The sequence below is a fragment of the Novosphingobium sp. B 225 genome, from assembly GCF_002198665.1.
Taxonomy (GTDB): Bacteria; Pseudomonadota; Alphaproteobacteria; order Sphingomonadales; family Sphingomonadaceae; genus Novosphingobium.
Genome location: NZ_MWLM01000062.1, coordinates 118872 through 141358, shown reverse-complemented (window position 1 = coordinate 141358; position 22487 = coordinate 118872). Strand labels below are relative to the sequence as shown.

Below are 22487 nucleotides of genomic sequence, written 5' to 3'. Positions count from 1 at the left end.
GGCTATTGGCCTTTCTTCAGCCAGCGGTCCAGCCAGCTCATCACGGTTTGGTGCCACTGCTTGGAATTCTTGGGCTTCAGCACCCAATGGTTCTCATCCGGGAACACCAGCAGTTCGCTGGGGATGCCGCGCCGCTGCAGGGCAGTGAATGTGGCCAGCCCCTGCGTGTAGGGGATGCGGAAGTCCTTCTCGCTGGTGATTACCAGCATCGGGCTCTGCCACTTGGCGACATGGTTCACCGGGTTCCACTTTTCGAACGCCTCGGGCGCCTCGTAATAGGGGTGGCCGCCGTGTTCCCATTCGTCGAACCACAGTTCCTCGGTTTCATAGGCCATCGCGCGGGCATCGAACACGCCGTCGTGCTGGACCAGACACTTGAATCGGTCGGGCCACTGGCCCGCGATCCAGTTCATCATGTAGCCGCCATAACTGGCCCCCAACGCGCAGGCGTTACTGCCATCGAGCTGCGCATCTTTGGCCAGCGCCGCAGCGAGCCCTTTCTGCAAGTCTTCCAGCGGCTTGCCGCCCCAGTCCTGATTGATTGCATCGGTAAAGGCCTGCCCGTACCCGGTGCTGCCATGGAAATCGACCGAGACCACGGCATAACCCTGACTGGCAAAGATCCTGGGGTTCCAGCGGAATGACCAGGCATCGTTAAAGCTGCCCTGCGGTCCGCCGTGGACGAACAGCAGCACCGGCAGCTTGCCGCTGGCCCCGGCTGGCTTGTGGATCTGCCCCCAGACGGTATCGCCCTGCGCCCCGGCAAAGCTGAACCGCGCGGTCGCAACCGGATTGAGCGCGCCAAGCTGGGCATCATTGGCCTGACTAAGCGGCACACCGGGCTTGCCCTTGGCGGCCAGATAGACTTCAGCCGGTCCGGCGGCGCTATCGCGCGTGTACAGCACGCGCCCGTCCTTCAGCACGCTGACATTACCGATATGGCCCTCGGTCTTGCCCTTGGGCACCAGCTTCAGGCGTTCTGGTTTGCCGGTGGCCAGATCAATCCGGAACAGCGGTTTGTCCAGTACATCCTCCGCGGTCACCAGCAGTGCCTTTGAATCCGGGGTCCAGGCGATCGAGCCGACCGAACGGTCCCAGTCCTGCGTCAGCGCGCGCTTTTCTCCGGTCTTGAGGTTGAGCAGGGTCAGCACCAGCCGGTCAGCTTCGTAACCCGGGCGTGCCATTGCGGCATATGCCAGCCATTTCCCGTCGGGAGAGGGCGCTGGCAAGGTATCGCTCGCGCGGTTCTCGTGAGTCAGCACAAAGGGTGCCTCCCCATGAAGTTCGCTGAACCACAGGTTGGTATCGGTGGAGGTCGGCTCGTTGCGGTCAGCCTGCCGGGCGGTGAAATAGACCCTTTGCGAATCCGCTGCCCATGCCAGTTCCTCGGCCCCGCCCATCGGCTTGGTCGGGGTATCGCCGGTCAGGGTGCCGACCGGCCCGTCAAGCGCCACGGCGTCACCCGCCACCTTGCCGTCAGCACCCAGCGCCAGGGCAAAGCCGCGGCTGTAGTTGCCGGGGGTTTCCCACGCGTCCCAGTGCCGGACAAAGCCAGCGCCGTCCTTGAAATGCCGCCCGCTGCCGGGGCCGGGCTGGCTGGTGTCGCCGCTATGTTCGCAGCCCAGCGTGGGGCAATCGCGTGCGACATCGCCCCAGACCAGCACGCGCTTGCCATCGGGCGAGAGCAGGAAGCCCGCGACATCGGTTTTGAACGCGCTGGCCTGCACCGGCTGCGCTCCGGCAGTGGTGAGATCAAGCAGCCACAGCTGGTCGCTGCCCGACTTGCCGGAAAGGAAATAGAGCCGCTGGCCATCGGGGCTGAACGCCGGGCTGTTTTCTCCCGCGTCGGGCAAGTCGGCGATGCGCTGTGCCGTTCCGCCCTTGGCAGGCACGCGCCACAGCCCGGCAGCGCGCTTGTAGCTGGCGGGATCGGTATCGGTTTGCTGCCAGACCACCCATTTGCCATCGGGCGAAGCGACCGGCGCGGCGATCCGCTTCAGGGTCAGCAGGTCTTCGACCGACATGGTGCGCGGGGTCTGTGCGGCGGCGGGTGCGGCGCACAGGGCAAAGGCGAGCGCGCTGAGCGCGGTGGTGATGTGCTTCATGCAGGCAAGGGTAGCGCCAAGCCCCCCTGCTGGAAAGGCTTCAGCCCTTCTTGCCGACGATCCGCGCGATTTCCGCCGCAACCATCCGTTCGACCAGCGGCGGCAGATTGGTGTCGAGCCATTCGGCCAGCGCCGGACGCAGCAGTTCGCGCGCCAGCCCTTCGAGCGAGGTTTCGCCCGACCGGACGATCTGCGGGCGGGCCGACGGTTCGGCCAGCATGGCCAGCGCGGCGAGTGATTCGCGCATCGAGCTGGCGGCATCACTGGTCAGCAAGGGAGCATCGGCGGCGCTGTCCTGATCTTCGATCAGCACGGCTTCGGCATCGAGTTCGAGCACTTCGTCAGCGTCGTCCGCATCGTCGGCCACGGTCATGCCGCGATCCTCACGTTCGCGCCGCACTTCGGCCGCGCCGACTCGGTTGTCACGCGCGATCACCTTCTTGATCGATTCAAGAATTTCCTCAACCGACGGTTCACCGGCCTGACGCATCGCCCACTTACCCCCAGAGCGGTCCCGCAGCGGGACAGAATCACTGACCCGGTACTGAACCGTCCTGCGGCTTGGTGTCAACGGTGCGCGTGGCCTGGGCGACCGGGGCGGGATCGTTTGCCCAATCGAACACATTGTCCTTCACGTGGTCATAATTGACCACCGGATCATACAGCGCGCCGCCATCGAGCCCCAAATCACGCGATTCGGCCTTGCCCATCGTGGACAGCAGGTTGAACCCGGCGACATAGGCGTTGCGCTTGGCCGTTTCGAGCTGGACCTGCGCGTTGAGCAGTTCCTGCTGAGCGTTGAGGATGTCGAGAATCGTGCGGTTGCCAACGGTGTTTTCGGCGCGCACGCCTTCGAGGCTGAGCGTTGCGGCATCGACGGCAGACTGGGTTGCAGCGATGATCTCGCTGGTCGCGCGCCAGCTTGCATAGGCGGAACGAACCCCGGCGATGACCTGACGCTCGGTCCCGATTTCCTGCTCCAGCGTCGCATTTTCGCGCGCTTCGGCCTGACGTTTCTGCGCGGCTGGCAGCCCGCCCTGGAACAGCGGGATCGTGGCGCGCACCCCGGCGGTGGCAGACGTGAAGCCCTGTTTGGTCACGGCAGAAGCCGGGCCGCCATTGGTGCCCATGTAATCGGTGTACCCGCCGCTGGTGAACACGCTGACCTTGGGCAGGCGGCCCGATCCGGCCACGTCACTATCGAACCCGGCGGCCTTGCTGCGCTGGCGCGCGGCGAGCAGATCGGGATTGCTGTCCAGCGCGGTCTGCACCGCCTGCTCGACGCTGGCGGGCAAGCCGGGCAGCGGCGGCGGGGCCTGCAGATCGACCGGTTCCTTGCCGACGACCTGGATATAGCGTTCGCGCGTCGCGGTCAGGTTCGCTTCGGCAGAGCGGGTCTGGCCCTGCGCCAGCGACAGGCGCGCTTGCGACTGGGCCACGTCGGTCCGGGTCAGGTCGCCGATTTCGAACCGGTCCTTGGTCGCCTGCAGGTTGACCTTGAGCACATCGACCTGGTTGCGGTTGAGCGCGACCACGCGCTGGCCCAGCAGCACGTCCATATAGGCCGCGACCGTCTGGCTGAACACGCCGCTTTCGGCCGAGCGCAAGTCAGCCCGGCCGGCTTCGACCCGGGTCTTGGCGGCGCGGATCGAATTGCGGATCGCACCCCCGGCATAGAGCGGCACACCCAGCGTAGCCGTTGCATCCAGCGACCGATCGGGCGCGCCGACCGACGGCGTAGACAGCTTGGCGAATTCGGTGAAAGTGGCCGTGCCGCTCAGCGAAGGAAGCGCAGCGCTCTTGGCGATCGGCACCCCGGCATCGACCGCGCGCTGCTGCGCCCGGGCGGCTTCCAGCGTAGGGTTGGAATTGTACGCCATAGTCAGCGCGCCGCGCAGATCATCGGCCAAAGCCGGGGCTGCGGCCAGGGCGATCCCCGCCAGCAAGAAAATGCGACCCTTGCGCATCATGTTCAGAAGCTCCAGCGTTTCGGCGCGGCGAATTCGCTCAGCACCGGAATACCAACATCGGTCAGCGGCTGCAGCGCAACCGAACCGGCCACCTTGCGGCCGGTGGCGAGGCGGGTCACCCCGCGATCGGCCAGGCCGGTAACGATCCGCCCGCCTTCGTCCAGCGCGCCTGCCAGCCCATCGGGCAGCTGTTCGATCGCGCCGTCGATCAGTACCAGGCTATAACCACCCCGGCCGGCATAGGCCGCACCATCGGCGGCGGAAACCACATCGACCGAACCGGCGAGGCCCGAAAGCAGCGCGGCAAGGTACTGGCCGCTGCCGCTCACCAGCAGCACTTTGTCCTGCGGCGTGGGCGCGGCTTCGGACAGGATCAGGCCATAGACCAGCGGCGCGGCCAGCGCCCGGCCTTCGCCCAGCGGGATCGCCCGGTCGATATAGGCATGGGCGCGCACATCGGCAGGGACATGGTCTTCGCGCGGGACGCGGGCCATCGCGTTCAGCACCCAGTCCGCATTGACGCCGCTGACGCGCAGCTGGCTGTCGATCATGGCGCGGCGCGCCTTGGCGAAATCGATCGTGGTTTCGGCAACAGCAGTCATGTTTCAACCCTTTGGCCGCACTGTATTGCACAGTTAATACAGCAGCGCAATCGCCTGCCTTCTAGGCGAAGCAGTTGCGCTCGCCAAGCGCTTTGACGGGGGTAAATGGCGGGCCTATGGGGACCGGGAAACCCCCACGGTGCCCAAGGAGCTTGTCATGGCCGAAATGGTGACGATCCGCGAACAGGACCTGATCGACAGTGTCGCCGATGCGCTGCAGTTCATCAGCTATTACCACCCGATGGATTACATCCGCGCGCTGGGCGAAGCCTACAAGGCAGAGCAAGGCCCGGCGGCCAAGGATGCGATCGCCCAGATCCTGACCAACAGCCGGATGTGCGCCGAAGGGCACCGTCCGATCTGCCAGGACACCGGCATCGTCAACGTGTTCGTCGAATGGGGCCAGAACTGCCGGCTCGAATCCGATCGCTCGATGCAGGATGTGGTCGATGAAGGGGTGCGCCGCGCCTATAACCATCCGGACAACAAGCTGCGCGCCTCGGTGCTGGCAGACCCCGCCTTCACTCGCCGCAACACCCGCGACAACACCCCCTGCGTGCTGCACGTGACCATGGTGCCGGGCAGCAAAGTCAGCATTGATGTCGCGGCCAAGGGCGGCGGGAGCGAGAACAAGTCGAAGTTCAAGATGATGAACCCCAGCGACAACATTGTCGATTGGGTGGTCGAAATGCTGCCGCAGATGGGTGCGGGCTGGTGCCCGCCGGGGATGCTGGGAATTGGCATCGGCGGCACGGCAGAACACTGCATGCTGCTGGCCAAGCAGGCGCTGATGGAGCCGATCGACATGGCGCAGCTCAAACTGCGCGGGCCTCAGAATGACATCGAGGCGATGCGGATCGAGATTTTCGACAAGGTCAACGCGCTGGGCATCGGTGCGCAGGGGCTGGGCGGGCTTTCGACCATCCTTGACGTCAAGATCCTCGATGCGCCGTGCCACGCCGCAGGCAAGCCGGTGGCGATGATCCCCAACTGTGCCGCCACCCGCCACGCGCATTTCACGCTCGACGGATCAGGCCCGACTTTCCTCGAAACGCCCAAGCTGGATCAATGGCCCGATGTCCACTGGACCCCGGACAAGGCGGCGAAGAAAGTCAATCTCGACACGCTGACTGCCGAGGAAGTGCGCGGCTGGAAACAGGGTGACCGTTTGCTGCTCAATGGCAAGATGCTGACCGGCCGCGATGCCGCACACAAACGCATCAAGGACATGCTGGCCAAGGGAGAAGCTCTGCCGGTCGAATTCAAGGGCCGCGCGATCTATTATGTCGGCCCGGTCGATCCGGTGATGGGCGAAGTGGTCGGCCCGGCCGGCCCCACCACCGCCACGCGGATGGACAGCTTCACCGACATGATGTGCGAGCTGGGCCTGCTCACCATGATCGGCAAGGCCGAACGCGGCCAGGGCGCGACCGAAGTGATTGCAAAGCACAAGGTGGCCTACCTGATGGCGGTCGGCGGCGCGGCCTATCTCGTCGCGCGGGCGATTCGCGAGGCCAAGGTGGTGGCCTTCGCGGATCTGGGCATGGAAGCGATCTATGAATTCACGGTCGAGGACATGCCGGTGACCGTGGCGGTCGATTCGGAGGGCAACAATGTCCACCAGCTCGCCCCGCTGGTCTGGAAGGACAAGATCGCCAAGGAGCATTTGCTGGGGTGATCATCCTTCGACGCTGGGGGAGGTGGCTCGCGCAGCGAGACGGAAGAGGTGCGTTGCCGCCATTGCAGCTTGGTATGTGATGCGTTTGAAGCGATCATTGGGGATCAAGGGTGGCTGCGCCGCAAGAACCACCTTCTCTGCGCCTCTTTTCTGCCTCTGCGCCTCTGCGTGAACTAATCTGGTCCATCATGTGCTTGTCCGGCCACGGGGCGGGCGGACTGCGCGGTTTGAATGGTTCACGCAGAGGCGCAGAGGCAGAAAAGAGGCGCAGAGAGGTAGCGCATACGGCGAAGCCTTTGTTCTTCTCCAGCATCGCGTCAAACGGATGGTCGAAAGCGTAATCAGCGCCTGCGGCGCGGAGAGGAGTGGCCGAGCCGGAGGTTCCCACAGTTACTCCTACGAGCCTGCGTCAATCAGCACTCATAGTCCCTCCCGAAACGGGAGGGGTCATTTGCGGTTGATGCAGGTTGGTTTCAGGCCTTCGCTCTTCTGGCTCCACTCGACCAACGCGCGAGTCCTTTCGACCAAGCTGCTGGCCTTAGCGGGGCAAAGCGCGGTAACCTTGCGGCTGAATGGATCCTTCTGCCGCCTTGCTGCGCGTTCCCGTGCGCACCGTGCTCGCCTCGATCGTGGCGCTGTGGCTGACCTATTTCGTGCTCGCCACGCTGCGCGGCTGGCTGGTCGGGCTGGAACTGCTCGATGCGCTGCTGTGGCGGCGGATGCTGGTGATCCTGGCTTCGATGGCAGTCACGCTGGCGCTCTGGCCGCTGCTGCGGCTGCTCGATCCGCAGCCCGTGCGGCACAAGATCGTGGCGGTGTTGCTGATGACGCTGCCGGCCTCGCTGCTGCTGGCGGCAATCAACCAGTGGGTGTTTGCCTCGATCGAAGGCCAGGTGGTGGCCAAGATCGGCGAACGTGAAGGGCTGAGCGTGCGCAGCGATGAAAGCGGCAACCTGCTGGTTGATCCGCTTGACCGCAAGGAAGTGCTGGCCCCGTCCGCTCCGGTGCCCCCGGCCGATGCTGAACCGACCGACCCGGCCACTCCGGCGATTACCATCGATGCCCAGACGGTAGAGGACAACCGCTGGCGCCAGCTGACCGATGTGGCGCTGGGCCGCTATTTCCTGCTGATCGCCTGGGCGGCGCTCTATTTCGCGCTCGCCAATGCCGAACAGGCCCGCGCCGCCGAACGCCGCGAGGGCGAATTCCGCCGCGCTGCCAAGGCCGCAGAGCTGCGTAGCCTGCGTTATCAGGTCAATCCGCATTTCCTTTTCAACACGCTCAATTCGCTCTCCGCGCTGGTCATCACCGGCAAGACCGAAGCGGCCGAACAGATGATCCAGACGCTGTCCACGTTCTATCGCCGCAGCCTGGCCGAAGATCCGACCGGCGATGTTGCGCTGGAACAGGAAGTGGCGCTGCAACGGCTCTATCTGGAGATCGAGGCGCTGCGCTTTCCCGATCGTCTGATAACCCGCTTTGCCGTGGCCGAAGGGCTGGGCGATGCCCGCGTGCCGGGGATGATCCTGCAGCCGCTGATCGAAAATTCGGTCAAGTACGGCGTCTCTGCCACCAACCGCGCGGTCACGGTGACAATGTCCGCGCGCGAGGAATATGGTCGGCTGGTGCTGGAAGTGAGCGACGATGCCCCGGCATCGCGCAAGGGGCCATCGGACGGCTTCGGGATCGGCCTGGCCAATGTCCGCGATCGGCTCGCTGCGCGGTTTGGTGACGGTGCGCAGCTGGCTTCGGGTCCGGTCGAGGGAGGCGGCTGGCGCACTTTGCTGCGGCTGCCGCTGGAACGCCATGCCGGATAACGAACTGCGCACCCTGATCGTCGATGACGAGCCGCTGGCGATCGAGCGGATGCAGGTAATCTGCGCCGCCTTGTCGCAGATCGCGGTGGTGGGCACAGCGATGGATGGCAAGGCGGCGCTGGCGGCGATCGAGGCGCACGCGCCTGACCTGGTCCTGCTCGACATGACCATGCCCGAACTGGACGGGATCTCGGTTGCCCGCACGCTGGCGCACACACCGCAGGCTCCGGCGGTGATATTTGTCACCGCGCACGATAATTTCGCGGTCGAGGCCTTTGATCTTGATGCGGTTGACTATGTGCTGAAGCCCGTCACGTCAGAGCGGCTGGAACGCGCTGTGGCCCGCGCCGTGACGCGGCGCGGCGAACGCGCAGCGGGCAAAGGCGACTGGCTCAGCGAATTCTGGGTGCCCTACCGGTCCGAACTGCTGCGGATCGCCGCGACCGATGTTGACCGGATCGATGCCGAGCGGGACTATGTCCGCCTGCACGTGGGCGAACGCAGCTATCTGCTGCTCCAGACCGTTTCGGGGCTGGAAGCGCGGCTTGATCCGGACCAGTTTATTCGCCTGCACCGTTCCACCATCCTGCGCCGTGACCGGATCGCCGGGCTGCGTCATGATGGGCTGGGGGTCTGGTCGGCAGAGCTGGATGATGGCGCTACGGTGCGGATTGGCCGCACCTATCTGGCCCGGGCCAAGGCCATGGCCGGGCGATAAGGCGATCCTTGCCATGTCCGACCCGCCGCGACGAAGCGCCGGGCCGGATCTGCCGCAGGCTGCGCCAGACACTCGATTTTCCTACATGCTGACGATCTGATACAGCGATTCGATTGTTTCAATCGGCTCTTTGAAATCGTCAAACCGCCTGCGATCAGGCTTGTCATGCGTGCGGAACGGCCATTTCGCGCGTCATTTTTCCGTTTTTCGCGATTCTGTCACCTTTTGCACCGAATTTCCCCATGAACTAATTGAATTAAAACGATAAAATATGGGCATTTCCGGGTGACAGGGGTGTAACCTTTTGTCACTTTGTGTCCGCCCCGTCACCGTCCCCAAACCGGGCATGATGCCGCCTGGCCCCTGTGTTTCCGTGCCAAAGCTGCGTTCAGACTGGTTTGGTGTCACCGAAACAAGGTGTCACCAGGCCGGTGATGCTTCCACGCCAGTAGAACATACTCTAGAAAGGCGCGCATGGCGCTGTTCTTCGTCCTCATGTTTGGCATGGCCAACTTTACCCTGCACCGCGCCGTACTGGAACGTGGGCATGGCTTGTTGGGCCGAGCGCCGTGGTTTCAGCTGCTGGGCGGGAAATTCAGCCTGACGCTGGAATTCGCGATGTTGCTGGGGGCCGCCCTGATGGCGGGGCAAGGGTCAAGCGGCTGGGCGGCGTTCTATGTGATCTACAGCATGGTCAATGCCGCGTCGGCCTGGTTGATCCTGACCGGACGACTGTAACCATGGCCGCGGCCACTCTGCTTTATCACGTCAGCGATCTGCATTTCGGCTTTGAAGACCGCGATGCGCTCGATTGGTTTGCTGCGGAAGTGGCGCGGGAACGGCCTGCGCTGGTGATCTGCACCGGCGATCTGACCATGCGCGGTTCGGCGCGGGAATTTGCCGCTGCGCAGGACTGGCTGGGAGCTCTTGCCGCGCCGGTGGTGCTGACCCCCGGCAATCACGATGTACCCTATTACCACCATATGCTGCGCCGCCTGATCCACCCCTATGATCGCTACCGCGCGCTTGCGGCAGACCTGCCGGTGGCGCGCTTGCCGGACGGCGTGGCCGTGGTTTCGCTCAAGACGATTGCCCGGGCGCAGTTCCGGCTCAACTGGTCCAAGGGCCGGGTCAGTACGCGGGATCTGGACCGCGCATTGCAAGGGTTGTCGCATCAGGCCGAAAAGCGCTTGCGGATGGTCGCAGGGCATCATCCGCTGGTCGATGCCGATACCGAATCGCGCGGATCGACCCGTGGCGGCAAGGCGGCGCTGGCCGCGCTGGCGCGGGCCGGGGCACAAGTGGTGCTGTCGGGCCATGTCCACGATCCGTTCGACATGACGCTCGAACTGGATGGCCAGTCGATCCGGCTGGTCGGTGCGGGCACGCTCTCGCAGCGGCTGCGGATCTCTGCGCCCAGCTTCAACCGGCTGGTCTGGGATGGCAGTGCGGGACTGGTGGTGGAGCCCCGGTTTCTCAACTGAGCTTGCGGGCGCGGACCCGGGCTTCGACCGAATGGAGCACGGCAAGCAAATCCTCGCGGCTGACATCCATGACCTCGTCCCACTCCGCCAGCACCGCATCAAGATCGGCATCGTCGATATGGCCTGACCAGGCCGGGACCACCGGAACTGACACGGCCTTGTGCGGATAGGAATGCCCGGTCAGCCGGTGCCAGGCCAGCCCGCAAGCGATCAGCAGCAGCACATTGGGCAGGACCGGAAAGGCCAGAAACTTCCAGCCAAGCTGCGCCACGGCCGGGCTGGCCAAGGCCGTCAGCACGGCGGTTCCACCAGCCGGCGCGTGCAGGCAGCGGGCCAGGCTCATCAGCGCAGTGGCGATGCCCACCGCCAGCGCGGCGGCGAGCCAGGGCAGGGGCACCACGGTATGGCAGGCCAGTCCCACTCCGGCGGCGATAAGGTGCCCGCCCGCCACCGGCCAGGGCTGTGACAACGGGCTGGCCGGCAGGACAAACACCAGCACTGCCGAGGCCCCCATTGGCGCGATCAGCCAGGGCAGATCCGGCGCCGCACCCAGCGCGGCCTGGCTGATCCAGCCGGTCACCAGGATCGCCAGTCCCGCTCCAAGCGCGCCCGGCAGCCAGCCGATCTTCCCGATCACCGGCATTCGCGCAGGGGTTGCGGCGGCAGATTGGTCTGCGGTCATGCGGTCTCCAACGAAAAAGGGGCCGACCTTGCGGCCAGCCCCTGAATCCAGCAAGCAGAGCTGCTTAGCGCTTCGAGAACTGGAAGCTCTTGCGCGCCTTGGCCCGGCCATACTTCTTGCGTTCGACCGCACGGCTATCGCGGGTCAGGAACCCGGCAGCCTTGACGACGCTGCGCAGGACCGGCTCGAACTTGGTCAGCGCCTGCGAGATACCGTGCTTCACGGCACCCGCCTGGCCCGACAGTCCGCCGCCCTTGACGGTGGCGATAACGTCGTACTGGCCTTCGCGCTCGGCCACCTGGAACGGCTGGTTGATCACCAGACGCAGGGTCGGACGGGCAAAGTAAACTTCCTGATCGCGGCCGTTGATCACGACCTTGCCGGTGCCCGGCTTGATCCAGACGCGAGCCACGGCATCCTTGCGGCGGCCGGTAGCATAGGAACGACCCTGAGCGTCCACTTCCTTTTCACGAAGCGGCATGGTCGGGGCAGCGGGAGCGACCGGGGTTTCGGCGATATCGCCGAGGTCAGCCAGATCGGTGACGGTGTTGTCAGACATTATGCACCCACCTTGTTCTTGCGGTTCATGGCAGCAACGTCGAGCGGCTGGGGCTGGGTGCCCGCATGCGGATGCTCGTCGCCGGCGTAGAGATGCAGCGCGCGCATCTGGGCGCGGCCCAGCGGACCGCGCGGAATCATGCGCTCAACCGCCTTTTCGAGCACGCGCTCGGGGAAGCGGCCATCGAGCACCTTGTCGGCGGTCACAGCCTTGATCCCACCGGCATAGCCCGTGTGCTTGTAATAGGTCTTCTGCTTGAGCTTGTTGCCCGTCAGCCGCACCTTGCCGGCGTTGATCACGACCACATGGTCGCCGCAATCGACGTGGGGGGTGAAGCTCGGCTTGTGCTTGCCGCGCAGATGATTGGCGATGATCACGGCGAGACGCCCGACCACCAGCCCGTCGGCATCGATCAGATGCCAGTTCTTTTCGACCTCGGCCGGTTTGATCGACCGGGTCTGCTTGCTCAGCGCCTTCATGGCTTCGAATTCCTTTGGTCCGTTCCAAAAGCCCCGTGACGGATCACTCCAATTGCACGGGAAGGGGCGCCCTTTCGCGGAACGGGCGCGGCAAGTCAAGCTTTTCGGGCACTTTGCCGAGAGGTAAAATAATACCGCCGACTGAACGGGGCTTCAGCGCGTGCCCATGGTCCACTGTTCGCGGGTGACAGACTCGGTCCCGTCGAGCGACGTGGTGACGGTCCGCTCGACCGAACGCGGCAGTGTGCCCGGACTGGCGCGGTCCACTGCGATCGATACCGCCACTTCGCCTTTCCCGCCGCCAGGCAGGTGCACCACTTTGTGGTCCTGACGCAAGCTGCTGGCCGGATTGAACAAGTCCACCGGCCAGGCCACCCCGCCGCGCGCCGCTCCGATCACCTGATCCAGCATGGCCCGGGTCTGCTGCCGGGTTTCCGCCGCCAATGGAGCATTCGCGACCAGCGCAGCCCCGGCGCGGGACAATTCGGGATGGCTTGGCGTGGCGGTCGGCGCGGCGACCGGGGTCTGGATCCGGCCCTGCCGATCCAGCCGGAACGGGAAAAGCCCGGGTTCGCTCCGTTGCCGTTCCAGCTCGGCCAAGATCGCCAGCTGCGGCGGCGCATCGACTGCGGCATCGATGAGTGTGCCATCGACCCGGTAGCCATCGCCATCCGGGGTTATGGTGATCGCATAGCTGCGCTGCACCTTGATCGCCTTGCCGTCATGCAAGCCGCGCCACACGGTGCGGGTCAGCGTCATCGGCCCGCTTGGCGGGCTAAACTGGCGTTCGGCACTATCGGGCGCGGTGGCGACAAGCGGCGCCGATAGCGGTGCCAGTGCAGTCATTCCCAACAGCATCAAGGCCCGTTTCTTCACCATGAGCGGTTCCCGGCAATGCAGAACGCGGTGTTGCCTTCAGCGGGAAGGGTCTGCTTTGGATGCAGGTCGCCAAGGCGCATGCTTGCGCGTTCGATCAGGGCCGCGCTCACCGTGAACAGCACCCCGGACTCCTCCGCTTTGCAGCGCCAGCCAACCGGGCGCCACCTTGCGTATATTTGCTGAGCTCCATTCGCGCAGGCAATCGCACTTTCGTCAAGGGGCATTGCAGGTCTTGCATTGTCGCGTAACGCGGCCGTTCATCCCTTGATCCGGCCCAGGACATGTGTGCCCCAAACCGCCGCCGCAAGCGTCAGGGCGCCGTTGAGCTGGTGCGCGACAGCGAGCCACAGCTCCATCCCGCTCCAGATCGCAGCGATCCCCAGTACGATCTGCGTACCGAATGTGCTGTGGATCGCGATCGAGGCTGCGCGGCGCGGTTGGCGCACCTGCCGGGCGAGCACTACCAGCATGGCGACGGCCAACCAGGCCCACCAGCGATGCAGAAAATGGACCAGGAACGGATCGTTCAGTGCTGCATGCAGCGCCCCGTCGATCCAGTCGATGCCGGCGGGGATCAGACGACCTTGCATCAGTGGCCAGGCTTCCCAGCTGAACCAGCCAGCACCCGCGACATAGCCCGCCCGCAACCCCGCCACAAGCGCGCCCAGCACCAGCTGGATGCCCAGCACGCCCAGCGCCGCCGCACCAAAAGCGGTGAGCCGCGCGCGGGACTTCCCTTGTGCAAGCGCGCGCAGGTCAAGCGCGGTCCAGATGATCGCGGCCATGGTGATCAAGGCCAGCATCAGGTGCGTAGCCAACCGGAAATGGCTGACCCGCACATCAGTGGAGATGCCCGATTTGACCATCCACCAGCCCACCGCACCTTGCAGGCCGCCCATGGCGAGCAGCACCAGCAAGCGCAATTTGTACCCTTCGGGAATCGCGCGCTTTGCCCAGAACCAGGCTAGCGGCAGGGCAAAAGCCAGCCCGATGCTGCGCGCGATCAGGCGGTGGAACCACTCCCAGAAGAAGATCGTTTTGTAGGTGGCCAGTGTCATCCCGGCCGGTCCATTGATCTGGATATATTGCGGGGTCTGGCGATAGGCGTCGAATTCGGCCTGCCATGCAGCCTCGCTCAGTGGCGGCAGAGTGCCGCTCACCGGTTTCCACTCTGTAATCGAGACTCCGCTTTCGGTCAGCCGGGTAATCCCGCCGACGGCGACGATCAGCACGATCATTGCGGCCACCATGAACAGCCACCGCGCGATTGCCAGGGGACGCGGGGCAGGGCCGGATTGGTCAATAGCCATGGGCCGCTCCCTGCGTCGGCGGACAGAAAATCGCAAGCCATTTGCACCCAATCACCGCCACACCCTTGCTAGATGTTACATCGTCACATACATGGGCGTCGCCATGCGTGATGCCTTCATCTCGATTCGCAACCGACTCGACCGGGTTGGAATGCTCCTGTCGGGGCTGTGCGCGCTGCATTGCGTGGCAGGGCTGCTGCTGGTTGCCGGGCTTGGGCTGGGCGGAGAATTCATTCTGGCGCCCGCCATTCACCGGGTCGGACTCGCGCTGGCGATCGGGGTTGGTTCGATCACGCTGGTTCTGGGCGTGGCCCGTCACGGCGATCCGTTGCCGCTACAGGTCGGGGCGGCGGGAATCGCGCTGATGGCGGTTGCCTTGTTCACCGGCCACGGCATGGCCGAAGCCCTGTTTACCATTGCCGGGGTGGGCCTGCTCGCCTGGGCCCATCTTCGCAACTTGCGTCACAGCCACTGATTGCTATCTGCGAGGGCATGACTGCCCAGCTTGCCCTTACCGTCAACGGTGAACCGCGCCGCGCCGCGCCGGGATCGATCGCCGATTTTATCCGCACGTTGGAACTCGATCCGGCCAAGGTCGCGGTTGAGCGCAATGGCGATGTGGTACCGCGTTCCACCCTGGGCGATGTCGCACTGGCAAATGGTGACGTGCTGGAAGTGGTGCATTTCGTGGGCGGGGGTGATCACGCGGCCGCCGATAGCGGAGCCTGCAATGACTCTGATGATACCTGGACCGTTGCGGGCCGCACGTTCCGCTCTCGCCTGATCGTCGGAACCGGGAAGTACAAGGATTTTGCCGAAAACGCCGCTGCGCTGGCCGCTTCCGGCGCGGAAATCGTCACTGTGGCGGTGCGCCGGGTCAATGTCAGCGATCCCAAGGCACCGATGCTGACTGATTTCATCGATCCGAAACAGGTCACTTACCTGCCCAACACCGCAGGCTGCTTTACGGCCGACGAAGCGATCCGAACGCTGCGCCTTGCGCGCGAGGCGGGCGGCTGGGATCTGGTCAAGCTGGAAGTGCTGGGCGAGGCACGCACACTCTATCCCGACATGCGTGAAACGCTGAAAGCGACCGAAGTGCTGGCCCGCGAGGGTTTTCTGCCGATGGTCTATTGCGTTGACGATCCGATCGCGGCCAAGCAGCTGGAAGAAGCTGGTGCAGTTGCGGTGATGCCGCTGGGCGCGCCAATCGGATCGGGGCTGGGAATCCAGAACCGGGTTACGATTCGGCTGATCGTGGAAGGGGCCAAAGTGCCGGTATTGGTCGACGCCGGGGTCGGCACGGCCAGCGATGCCGCGGTGGCGATGGAACTTGGCGTCGATGGCGTGCTGATGAACACAGCGATTGCCGAGGCCAGGGATCCGGTGCGCATGGCCCGGGCGATGAAGCTGGCTGTCGAGGCCGGACGAGACGCCTATCTGGCGGGGCGGATGGCGACGCGCAAATATGCCGATCCGTCCAGCCCGCTGGCCGGGCTGATCTAGGTCACAGTCCCATAACCAACGCCTTGCCACGGGTTCTTGCCGTACAATCAGGCCGGATGAACAACCTCCTGAAAGCTCACATCTAGCCCGCTTTCCGCAGGGTGATCATGACAAAGCGCGAAACGCCGCCTTCATAGCCGCGCCCTTCGCCGGTTTCGGTTTCAACTCTGGCCCAGCTTCCCGCCTGGTCATAGCAGGCGCGCAGCTCAGTTTCGGTGGGATAGTTGTAATAGCGCCCCAGCCGATCGCGCCCTTCGCCGCCTGCCGTCTTGTACGTCGCCACATGCCAGCCGCCGGGCTGCAACGCGCGCCAGATCCGGGCCAGCACTTCAACCAGCCCCTCTCGCGGGACGTGCAGCAGCGAATAGGCGGCGACGATTCCGTCATACAGTTCGACTGCATCAAGTTCGTCGAACCGCATCACCCTGACCGGACGGCGCAATCGCGCCTCGGCCTGGGCCGCCATTTCGGGCACGCCATCGGTTGGATCGACCACGAACCCGCGCGCTTCCATCTGCGCCGCATCACGCCCTGATCCGCAGCCCAGTTCCAGAATTCGCGCGCCGGCAGGCAGGCGATCAAGAAACCCTTCAAGATGCCGCCCGATTCCGCCCGGACCACTGGCGGCATAATCGGGTGCCTCCTTGGCGTAGAAGGCCAATGTCGCTGCGTCGAACAAAGGCATGATGCGGTCCTCTTTCGGTCTTTCCCCTAGTTCAATCGAAGCATTGCGTCAGCCATCATGGTTAACGGGATCATAACCATATTCTGGTGATCTGTGTCTGACCATCAATGGGGGCATGACAATGGCCAGTACGGGTACCGCATCGCTGACGATCAACGAACTGCGCGAATTTGCCAGCTTCAGCGCCAGCGAGCAGCGCTATATCAAGCGCAGCCTCGATGTCGGGCTGGGGCGGCAGGACGCGTTCAAGCTGTGGGCGCGCGATGCGGCGGAAAGCGCATCGATCCGCAGCCAGTATGTCGCCTATCAGGAACTCAAGACCCTGCGCGGGCAAGTGCCGACCGATACCTCGTTTGAAAGCCTCGATGGCTATATGGGCAAATTGCTCAGGCTGGCGGCGTTTGATCTGGCCCAGGAACGGATCGAAAGCTTCTCTGCTTTTCGCTTCCTCTATGAACGGCTGCTGGGCGCGGAAGTGCGTCCGTTTCTGCCCAGCGCCTTTTGCGCAGCGTCCGCGCTCCCGCAGATTCGCCCTGATCGGCGCAAGCATCTGCTCCAGTCGATCAGCGAGGCCGCCGCGACGGCGCCAGGCTGGTCAACTCGCGAGCCCAGCTTCTATCCCGAATGGGTTGAAAAAGAGGCTGCTTGACAGTGGCTTAGTGATTACTGGAAGGCCGCTTAGGCCGAAGGTGGCTGGCTCTGGATACGAATTTTCTGGCCTCATGACAAAAAATCCATCGACGAAGCCCTCGTAACGCGCCAAAACGCGCGTCACGTCCGCCACTGGCGGGCGTCGCAACAAACGAGGGGGTTACCCAATGAAGAAGATTGCTCTGTTCGCCGCCGTCGCGGCTGGCTCGCTTGCCCTCGCCGCCTGCGGCGAAAAGAAGGAAGAAGCTGCTCCGGCTGCTGAAGAAACCACTGCTGCCACCGAAGCCGCCACCGACGCTTCGGCTGCTGCCTCGGACGACGCCGGCGCTGCCGCCGAAGCCGCTCCGGCTGCAAGCGAAGCCGCCCAGTAAGGCGATCCGATGAACGATCAAGGCCGGGCGCGCGGGTGTGGACCACCGCCGCGCCCGGCCTTTTTCTTTGTCCGCCTGGGGCGGGGCCATTCAGCTATCCCTTGTACAAGGCGTCCAGCCGCGCGCCGTACCGTTCCTTGAGCTTGTGGCGGCGGATCTTGAGGCTGGGGGTCATTTCCTCGTTGTCGATCGCAAAGGCTTCGTCGGCGAAAGTGTACTGACGGACTTTTTCCACCACTGACAGATCCTGATTCACCCGGTCAATTGCCGCGCGCACAGCGCTGCGGAAGGCGGGCAAGGCTTGCAAGGCCTTGAAATCGAACTTTTCACCATTGGCGCGGGCCCATTCGAGCGCCCATTCGGCATCGGGAACGATCAGTCCGGCGATATAGGGGCGCTTGTCCCCCACCACCATCGCCTGGGCGATTTCGAGCTGGAGCGTCAGCATCCCTTCGATCTTCTGGGGTGAGACATTGTCGCCCTTGTCGTTGACGATCATGTCCTTCTTGCGGTCGGTAATAACGATTCGGCCCTTGGCATCGATATGGCCAATGTCACCGGTGTGCAGCCAGCCGTCCTGCAGCGCCTTGGCGGTCTCGGCCTCGTTGCGCCAGTATCCGTGCATTACCAGCTCGCCACGCACCAGGATTTCGCCATCTTCGGCGATCCGCACCTCGACCCCATCGAGCGGCGGTCCGACCGTATCCATCTTGAGCCCGGCGGCAGGGCGGTTGCAGCTGATCACCGGGCCGGCTTCGGTCTGGCCATAGCCCTGCAGCATGGTCAGCCCCATGCTTTCAAAGAAGATCCCCACATCGGGGTTGAGCGGCGCCCCGCCCGAAACCATCGCCTTGATCCGCCCGCCGAATTTCTGCCGGATCTTGGGGCGCAGGGCCTTTTCCAGCACGAAATCCATCGGTTTGTCGCGCAGCCGGGTCTTGCCTTCGCGGCGGGCAGCGGCGGTGCCGATCGCTATGGCCCGGCCCATCATGTAGTTCGCGACTCTCTGCTTTTCGATCTGCTTCATGATCCGGGTGCGCAGCACTTCGAACAGGCGCGGGACCACCACCATGATCGTCGGGCGCACTTCCTCGATATTGCTGGCGAGCTTTTCCAGCCCCTCGGAATAATAGATCTGCGCACCTACCGCGATCGGCAGCATCTGCCCGCCGGTGTGTTCATAGGCGTGACTGAGCGGCAGGAACGACAGGAAAGCATCATCATCGTCGAGGCCGAAATCCTCTGCCAGCACGATTGCCGCGCCATTGGCATTGCACAGCAAGGCACCGTGGTGCTGCAGCACCCCGCGCGGCGCGCCGCCGGTACCACTGGTGTAGATGATACAGGCGGTGGCATCGCGCTGGATCCTGGCGATCCGGTCTTCCACCAAGGCCCGAGCCGATGCGGCGTCACCTTGCAGCAGCGCCGTCCAGTCATGATACTCGAACGAACCGGTCTGGGCGATACGCAGCGGTTCGATCCCGATTACGTGCTTGGCGATCGAGCTGCGCAGCACGGCGGGCAGCAGTGGCTTGGCCAGCTTGTCATCAGAAACGATCACCGCTCGCGCACCCGAATCATCCAGCACGTGCTGGTGATCGCGTTCGGTGTTGGTGATATAGGCGGGAACGGTGATCAGCCCGGCGGCCATGATCGCGAAATCGGCAATACACCATTCAGGACGGTTTTCGGATACCAGCAGCACCCGGTCGCCCGCATCCAGCCCCAGGCCGCGCAGGGCTTCGGCCAGCAGGCAGACTTGCCGCGCGGCATCGGCCCAGCTGATCGGCTGCCAGGCCCCGCCACGCTTGGCCCACAGGAACGGAGCATCCCCACGCTCATCGGCGCGCGCCAGAAACAGCTCCACCAGATTGCGCCGACTGCGCAGATCGGAAATGTCCACCTGTACCGCCCCTCTTCCACTCTTTGTGGCGGAGCCTAAACTCCGTTTTACGCAGCGGCAAGCTACTCGCTGATCGCCTGGCCCTCGCTGCGCGGATCGGCTGCGCCGACCGGCTTGCCGTTGACCACTTCAATCGCATTTGCCTTGAGCGGCAAGACCCGCGGGACAATCGAGGTGTGCCCCAGCGCCTGCAGTTGCGGGGTGAAGCCTTCCAGCCAGGATCCCTTTTCGACGAACACCGTATCGACCCCCGGAGCGAACACTACGGGCAGGCCCAGCGCATCTTGCGCGGGCAATTTCCAGTCGATCACACCGATGATGGCACGGATCACCTGCGCCGGGATGGTCGCCCCGCCAGCCGCACCGACGGCCAGACGCAGCTTGCCATCCGGACTCCAGACCAGGCTGGGCGACATTGAACTGCGCGGGCGCTTGCCGCCCTGGACGCGGTTGTTGGCGGGCTTGCCGTCAAACACCGGGTTCATATCGAAATCGGTGAGTTCATTGTTGAGGTAGTAGCCGCCCACCACCAGCCCTGATCCGAAAGCGCTTTCGATGGTCGAGGTATAGCTTACCGCATGGCCGCGCCGGTCTATCGCAGAGAAATGCGACGTGCCGCGTTCCTCGCCCGGTTGTTGTTCGGCGATCGCCAAATGCTCTGCACCTGGCGGTGTCCCGGCTGAAACACTGGCCATGGTCTTGCCCGGATCGATCAGCGCAGACCGCTGCGCGAGGTAGCCCGGATCGATCATCCCGGCGACCGGAACGGGTACGAAATCGGCATCGGCAGAATATTTGGCACGGTCGGCATAGGCGAGGCGCATCGATTCGGCGATCAGGTGCCAAGCGACCGGATTGTCCTTGCCCAGCGCGGTCAGATCGAACCGTTCAAGCTGTTTCAACGTGGCCAGAACCGTCGTCCCACCGGAACTGGGCGGGCCCATTCCGCAGATCCGGTAGAGCCGGTAGGTCCCGCAGACGGGCGCGCGGTCCTTGGCCCGATAACCAGCCACGTCCGCCAGGGTCATCGGTTCGGGGTTGCGCGGAGCCGTTGTGACCCGCGCCACGATCCCGCGGGCATTGGCTCCGGAATAAAAGGCTCGGGCTCCCCCGCGCGCCACAGCTTGGAACGTGGCGGCCAGCGCTGGATTCTTCACGGTGGTGCCGATCGGCAAGGGTTGCCCGTCCGCGCCATAGAACAGCGCCTTGCCTTCGCTGATAAATGCGCCTGAGCCTGAGCTGTTCTTGAGCATCGAAAAGAACCGCGGGGTGATCTGAAAGCCGTCCCGGGCCAGCTTGATTGCCGGGCCAAACAGCTTTGCCCATGGAAGTCGGCCGTGCAGGCGATGCGCCCGGGCAGCGAGGGCGATATTGCCAGGAACCCCGACGCTGGTGCCGCCAGGCACGGCATCGGGATAACTCATCACTTTGCCATCGCGCACGAACCACTGATCATTGGCGGCCCCCGGTGCGGTTTCGCGCCCGTCGATGGTGCTGACCTTGCCATCCGGACCGGCTTCGACAAACAGGCCGCCGCCGCCGATGCCAGAGCTGCCCGGTTCCACCAGGGTCAGCGTCAGCATTACCGCGATCGCCGCATCGGTAGCACTGCCGCCCATGCGCAGCATGGCCGCTCCTGCCTCGCTCGCGCGTGGGTCGGCGGCGCTGACCATGCCTTTGGCATAGACCTGCGGGGCTGCCTTTGCGGCAAGCGGGGCGGGCAGGAGCGCACCGACCAGCAGCGGTGCGGCGAACAGGGCGACCAGTTTCTTGCTTTGCATGGCGCGATGGTTATTCGGTTCCGACCGCCTCTGCAATGCTGGCAAAACCTTCGGCCTTCATCAGCACTTCGATCCGGCGGGTGACGGCCCGGGCAATCCCCGGTCCGGCATAGGTCATCGCGCTGTACAGCTGGACCAGGCTGGCCCCGGCCCGGATCCTGGCCCAGGCGTCATCGCCGGTCGTAATGCCGCCAACGCCAATCAGGGGGATTGCGCCGCCCGTAGCCTTGCGGAAATCGCGCAGCCGCTGCTGCGCCAGGTCGCGCAGCGGCGCGCCGGAAAGCCCGCCAGTTTCACCTGCCTGCGCGCACTTCAGCGGCGGGCGAGAAATGGTGGTGTTGGACACGATCAACGCGCCAAGCCGCTTCTCAAGCACGATCCGGGCAATTGCATCGATATCGGCGGGCTCCAGATCCGGGGCAACTTTCAGGAATACCGGTGGACCATGCCGCCCGCGCGCGTCCAGCACCGCATCAAGCAGTGCGGTCAGCGCGCCTTCGTCCTGCAGCGCGCGCAGCCCGGGGGTGTTGGGACTGGAAACGTTGACCGCAAGGTAGCTGGCGAGCGGGGCCATCAGCCGCGCCATGGTGGCATAATCCGCAATCCGGTCGGTCGAATCCTTGTTGGCGCCGATATTGATCCCGACCACGCCGGGCCGGTCAAACCGGCGGGCCAGCCGCGTCACGGCTGCTTCTGCCCCACCGTTGTTGAACCCCATACGGTTGATTACAGCGCGGTCGGCTTCCAGCCTGAACAGCCGCGGCTTCGGGTTGCCCGCCTGTGGTAATGGCGTGATTGACCCCACTTCGGCAAAGCCGAAGCCGAGCCCCAGCAAGGCATCCGGGATCTCTCCATCCTTGTCGAACCCGGCCGCCATGCCCAGCGGGTTGGGAAAGCGGATTCCAGCGACCGTGGTGGCCAGCGGACCATTGGCCTGATCGCTGCCGCCCAACGGAAGTGTCTTGAGCGCGGCAAGCGCAGCGCCGTGGGCGCGTTCAGGATCAAGCAGAAACAGGGCGGGGCGGATCAGGCGGTAGAGCATCGTGCATCGCCTATGGCAGCACGTTCAGACAAAGTCATCCTGCTGCGATGGCCGGCAGGGCAACCTGTCGAATCCATACAATTAGCCCGGCGTCCGACCGGCTATTCCACACTTGCGACCCGAAGGGCCTCAGGCAATCCTGCCATGGGGTTCTAACTTCAAAGGCGGTTCTCCGGCATTGTCCGGGGGGCCGCCATTTTTTTCGCGCCATGCGCCGCATGGGCGTTTGCAAGGCATTGCAAACCGCTCGCGGCGTCCCTAGGTG

23 protein-coding genes are annotated in these 22487 nt (G+C 64.4%); 9 read left to right on the top strand and 14 right to left on the bottom strand.

The features are described from left to right. Positions 1-2 precede the first annotated feature (2 nt). Genes MNBBLIKP_RS11880 through MNBBLIKP_RS11865 form a run of 4 tightly spaced genes read right to left on the bottom strand, consistent with a single transcriptional unit; the run spans position 3 to position 4677 of the window. Entirely contained in the window at positions 3-2105 is a 2103-nt protein-coding gene (locus MNBBLIKP_RS11880; protein ID WP_088310463.1) for a S9 family peptidase, read from the bottom strand. Positions 2106-2145: 40 nt separating this feature from the next. Further along, entirely contained in the window at positions 2146-2595 is a 450-nt protein-coding gene (locus MNBBLIKP_RS11875; protein WP_088310462.1) for a DUF2497 domain-containing protein, read from the bottom strand. A 40-nt stretch (positions 2596-2635) separates the two neighbouring features. Beyond that, positions 2636-4075 (bottom strand): TolC family outer membrane protein, encoded by a 1440-nt coding sequence (locus MNBBLIKP_RS11870; RefSeq protein ID WP_088310461.1) that lies wholly within the window; start codon positions 4073-4075, stop codon positions 2636-2638. 2 nt (positions 4076-4077) lie between these two features. After that, a complete protein-coding gene (locus tag MNBBLIKP_RS11865) occupies positions 4078-4677 on the bottom strand; it encodes a protein-L-isoaspartate O-methyltransferase family protein (RefSeq protein WP_254913024.1) in 600 nt (199 codons plus the stop codon). A gap of 157 nt (positions 4678-4834) precedes the next feature. Here MNBBLIKP_RS11865 and MNBBLIKP_RS11860 point away from each other — a divergent pair, with 157 nt between their 5' ends. The 5 genes from MNBBLIKP_RS11860 (at position 4835) to MNBBLIKP_RS11840 (ending at position 10374) form a co-directional block, all read left to right on the top strand. Further along, positions 4835-6355 (top strand): fumarate hydratase, encoded by a 1521-nt coding sequence (locus MNBBLIKP_RS11860; RefSeq protein WP_088310460.1) that lies wholly within the window; start codon positions 4835-4837, stop codon positions 6353-6355. 572 nt (positions 6356-6927) lie between these two features. After that, on the top strand, positions 6928-8172 hold the full coding sequence (locus MNBBLIKP_RS11855; protein WP_088310459.1) for a sensor histidine kinase: 1245 nt from the start codon (positions 6928-6930) through the stop codon (positions 8170-8172). Next, entirely contained in the window at positions 8162-8890 is a 729-nt protein-coding gene (locus MNBBLIKP_RS11850) for a LytR/AlgR family response regulator transcription factor (protein ID WP_088310458.1), read from the top strand. The genes MNBBLIKP_RS11855 and MNBBLIKP_RS11850 overlap by 11 nt, the downstream gene beginning before the upstream one ends. A gap of 474 nt (positions 8891-9364) precedes the next feature. Continuing rightward, positions 9365-9628, top strand: a complete 264-nt coding sequence (locus MNBBLIKP_RS11845; protein WP_088310457.1) for a hypothetical protein — start codon at positions 9365-9367, stop codon at positions 9626-9628. A 2-nt stretch (positions 9629-9630) separates the two neighbouring features. Beyond that, on the top strand, positions 9631-10374 hold the full coding sequence (locus tag MNBBLIKP_RS11840; RefSeq protein ID WP_088310456.1) for a metallophosphoesterase family protein: 744 nt from the start codon (positions 9631-9633) through the stop codon (positions 10372-10374). Here the strand turns inward: MNBBLIKP_RS11840 and MNBBLIKP_RS11835 are convergent. The 6 genes from MNBBLIKP_RS11835 to MNBBLIKP_RS11815 all read right to left on the bottom strand — a co-directional run bounded on the left by MNBBLIKP_RS11835 (position 10367) and on the right by MNBBLIKP_RS11815 (position 14283). Next, positions 10367-11056, bottom strand: a complete 690-nt coding sequence (locus MNBBLIKP_RS11835; RefSeq protein WP_088310455.1) for an HPP family protein — start codon at positions 11054-11056, stop codon at positions 10367-10369. The two genes, MNBBLIKP_RS11840 and MNBBLIKP_RS11835, sit on opposite strands and share 8 nt — an antisense overlap. A 64-nt stretch (positions 11057-11120) precedes the next feature. Next, a complete protein-coding gene (gene rpsI, locus MNBBLIKP_RS11830; RefSeq protein WP_088310454.1) occupies positions 11121-11615 on the bottom strand; it encodes a 30S ribosomal protein S9 in 495 nt (164 codons plus the stop codon). Continuing rightward, entirely contained in the window at positions 11615-12094 is a 480-nt protein-coding gene (gene rplM / locus MNBBLIKP_RS11825) for a 50S ribosomal protein L13 (RefSeq protein ID WP_088310453.1), read from the bottom strand. The genes rpsI and rplM overlap by 1 nt, the downstream gene beginning before the upstream one ends. Before the next feature lie 153 nt (positions 12095-12247). After that, positions 12248-12952: a hypothetical protein gene (locus tag MNBBLIKP_RS11820; RefSeq protein WP_176399753.1), complete on the bottom strand. Its 705-nt coding sequence runs from the start codon at positions 12950-12952 to the stop codon at positions 12248-12250. A gap of 14 nt (positions 12953-12966) precedes the next feature. Next, complete coding sequence (locus MNBBLIKP_RS18295) at positions 12967-13095, bottom strand: hypothetical protein (protein ID WP_254913023.1); 129 nt, start codon at positions 13093-13095, stop codon at positions 12967-12969. A gap of 135 nt (positions 13096-13230) precedes the next feature. Then, entirely contained in the window at positions 13231-14283 is a 1053-nt protein-coding gene (locus tag MNBBLIKP_RS11815; protein ID WP_088310451.1) for a COX15/CtaA family protein, read from the bottom strand. Positions 14284-14386: 103 nt separating this feature from the next. Here MNBBLIKP_RS11815 and MNBBLIKP_RS11810 point away from each other — a divergent pair, with 103 nt between their 5' ends. Then, complete coding sequence (locus tag MNBBLIKP_RS11810; protein WP_088310558.1) at positions 14387-14758, top strand: MerC domain-containing protein; 372 nt, start codon at positions 14387-14389, stop codon at positions 14756-14758. Positions 14759-14775: 17 nt separating this feature from the next. Beyond that, on the top strand, positions 14776-15789 hold the full coding sequence (gene thiS / locus MNBBLIKP_RS11805; RefSeq protein ID WP_088310450.1) for a sulfur carrier protein ThiS: 1014 nt from the start codon (positions 14776-14778) through the stop codon (positions 15787-15789). 82 nt (positions 15790-15871) lie between these two features. Here thiS and MNBBLIKP_RS11800 read toward each other — a convergent pair whose 3' ends face one another. Further along, positions 15872-16474, bottom strand: a complete 603-nt coding sequence (locus MNBBLIKP_RS11800) for a class I SAM-dependent methyltransferase (RefSeq protein WP_088310449.1) — start codon at positions 16472-16474, stop codon at positions 15872-15874. Between the two features lie 121 nt (positions 16475-16595). On the opposite strand from MNBBLIKP_RS11800, the gene MNBBLIKP_RS11795 reads away from it, so the two are divergent. Then, a complete protein-coding gene (locus MNBBLIKP_RS11795; protein ID WP_088310448.1) occupies positions 16596-17123 on the top strand; it encodes a hypothetical protein in 528 nt (175 codons plus the stop codon). 169 nt (positions 17124-17292) lie between these two features. After that, positions 17293-17496, top strand: coding sequence for a hypothetical protein (locus MNBBLIKP_RS11790; protein ID WP_088310447.1), 204 nt, complete (start codon positions 17293-17295; stop codon positions 17494-17496). Between the two features lie 94 nt (positions 17497-17590). Here MNBBLIKP_RS11790 and MNBBLIKP_RS11785 read toward each other — a convergent pair whose 3' ends face one another. The 3 genes from MNBBLIKP_RS11785 to MNBBLIKP_RS11775 form a co-directional block, all read right to left on the bottom strand. After that, complete coding sequence (locus tag MNBBLIKP_RS11785) at positions 17591-19399, bottom strand: AMP-dependent synthetase/ligase (protein ID WP_088310446.1); 1809 nt, start codon at positions 19397-19399, stop codon at positions 17591-17593. Positions 19400-19461: 62 nt separating this feature from the next. Beyond that, positions 19462-21180, bottom strand: coding sequence for a gamma-glutamyltransferase (gene ggt / locus MNBBLIKP_RS11780; protein WP_088310445.1), 1719 nt, complete (start codon positions 21178-21180; stop codon positions 19462-19464). Between the two features lie 10 nt (positions 21181-21190). Then, positions 21191-22222: a quinone-dependent dihydroorotate dehydrogenase gene (locus MNBBLIKP_RS11775; RefSeq protein ID WP_088310444.1), complete on the bottom strand. Its 1032-nt coding sequence runs from the start codon at positions 22220-22222 to the stop codon at positions 21191-21193. Positions 22223-22487: the final 265 nt, after the last annotated feature.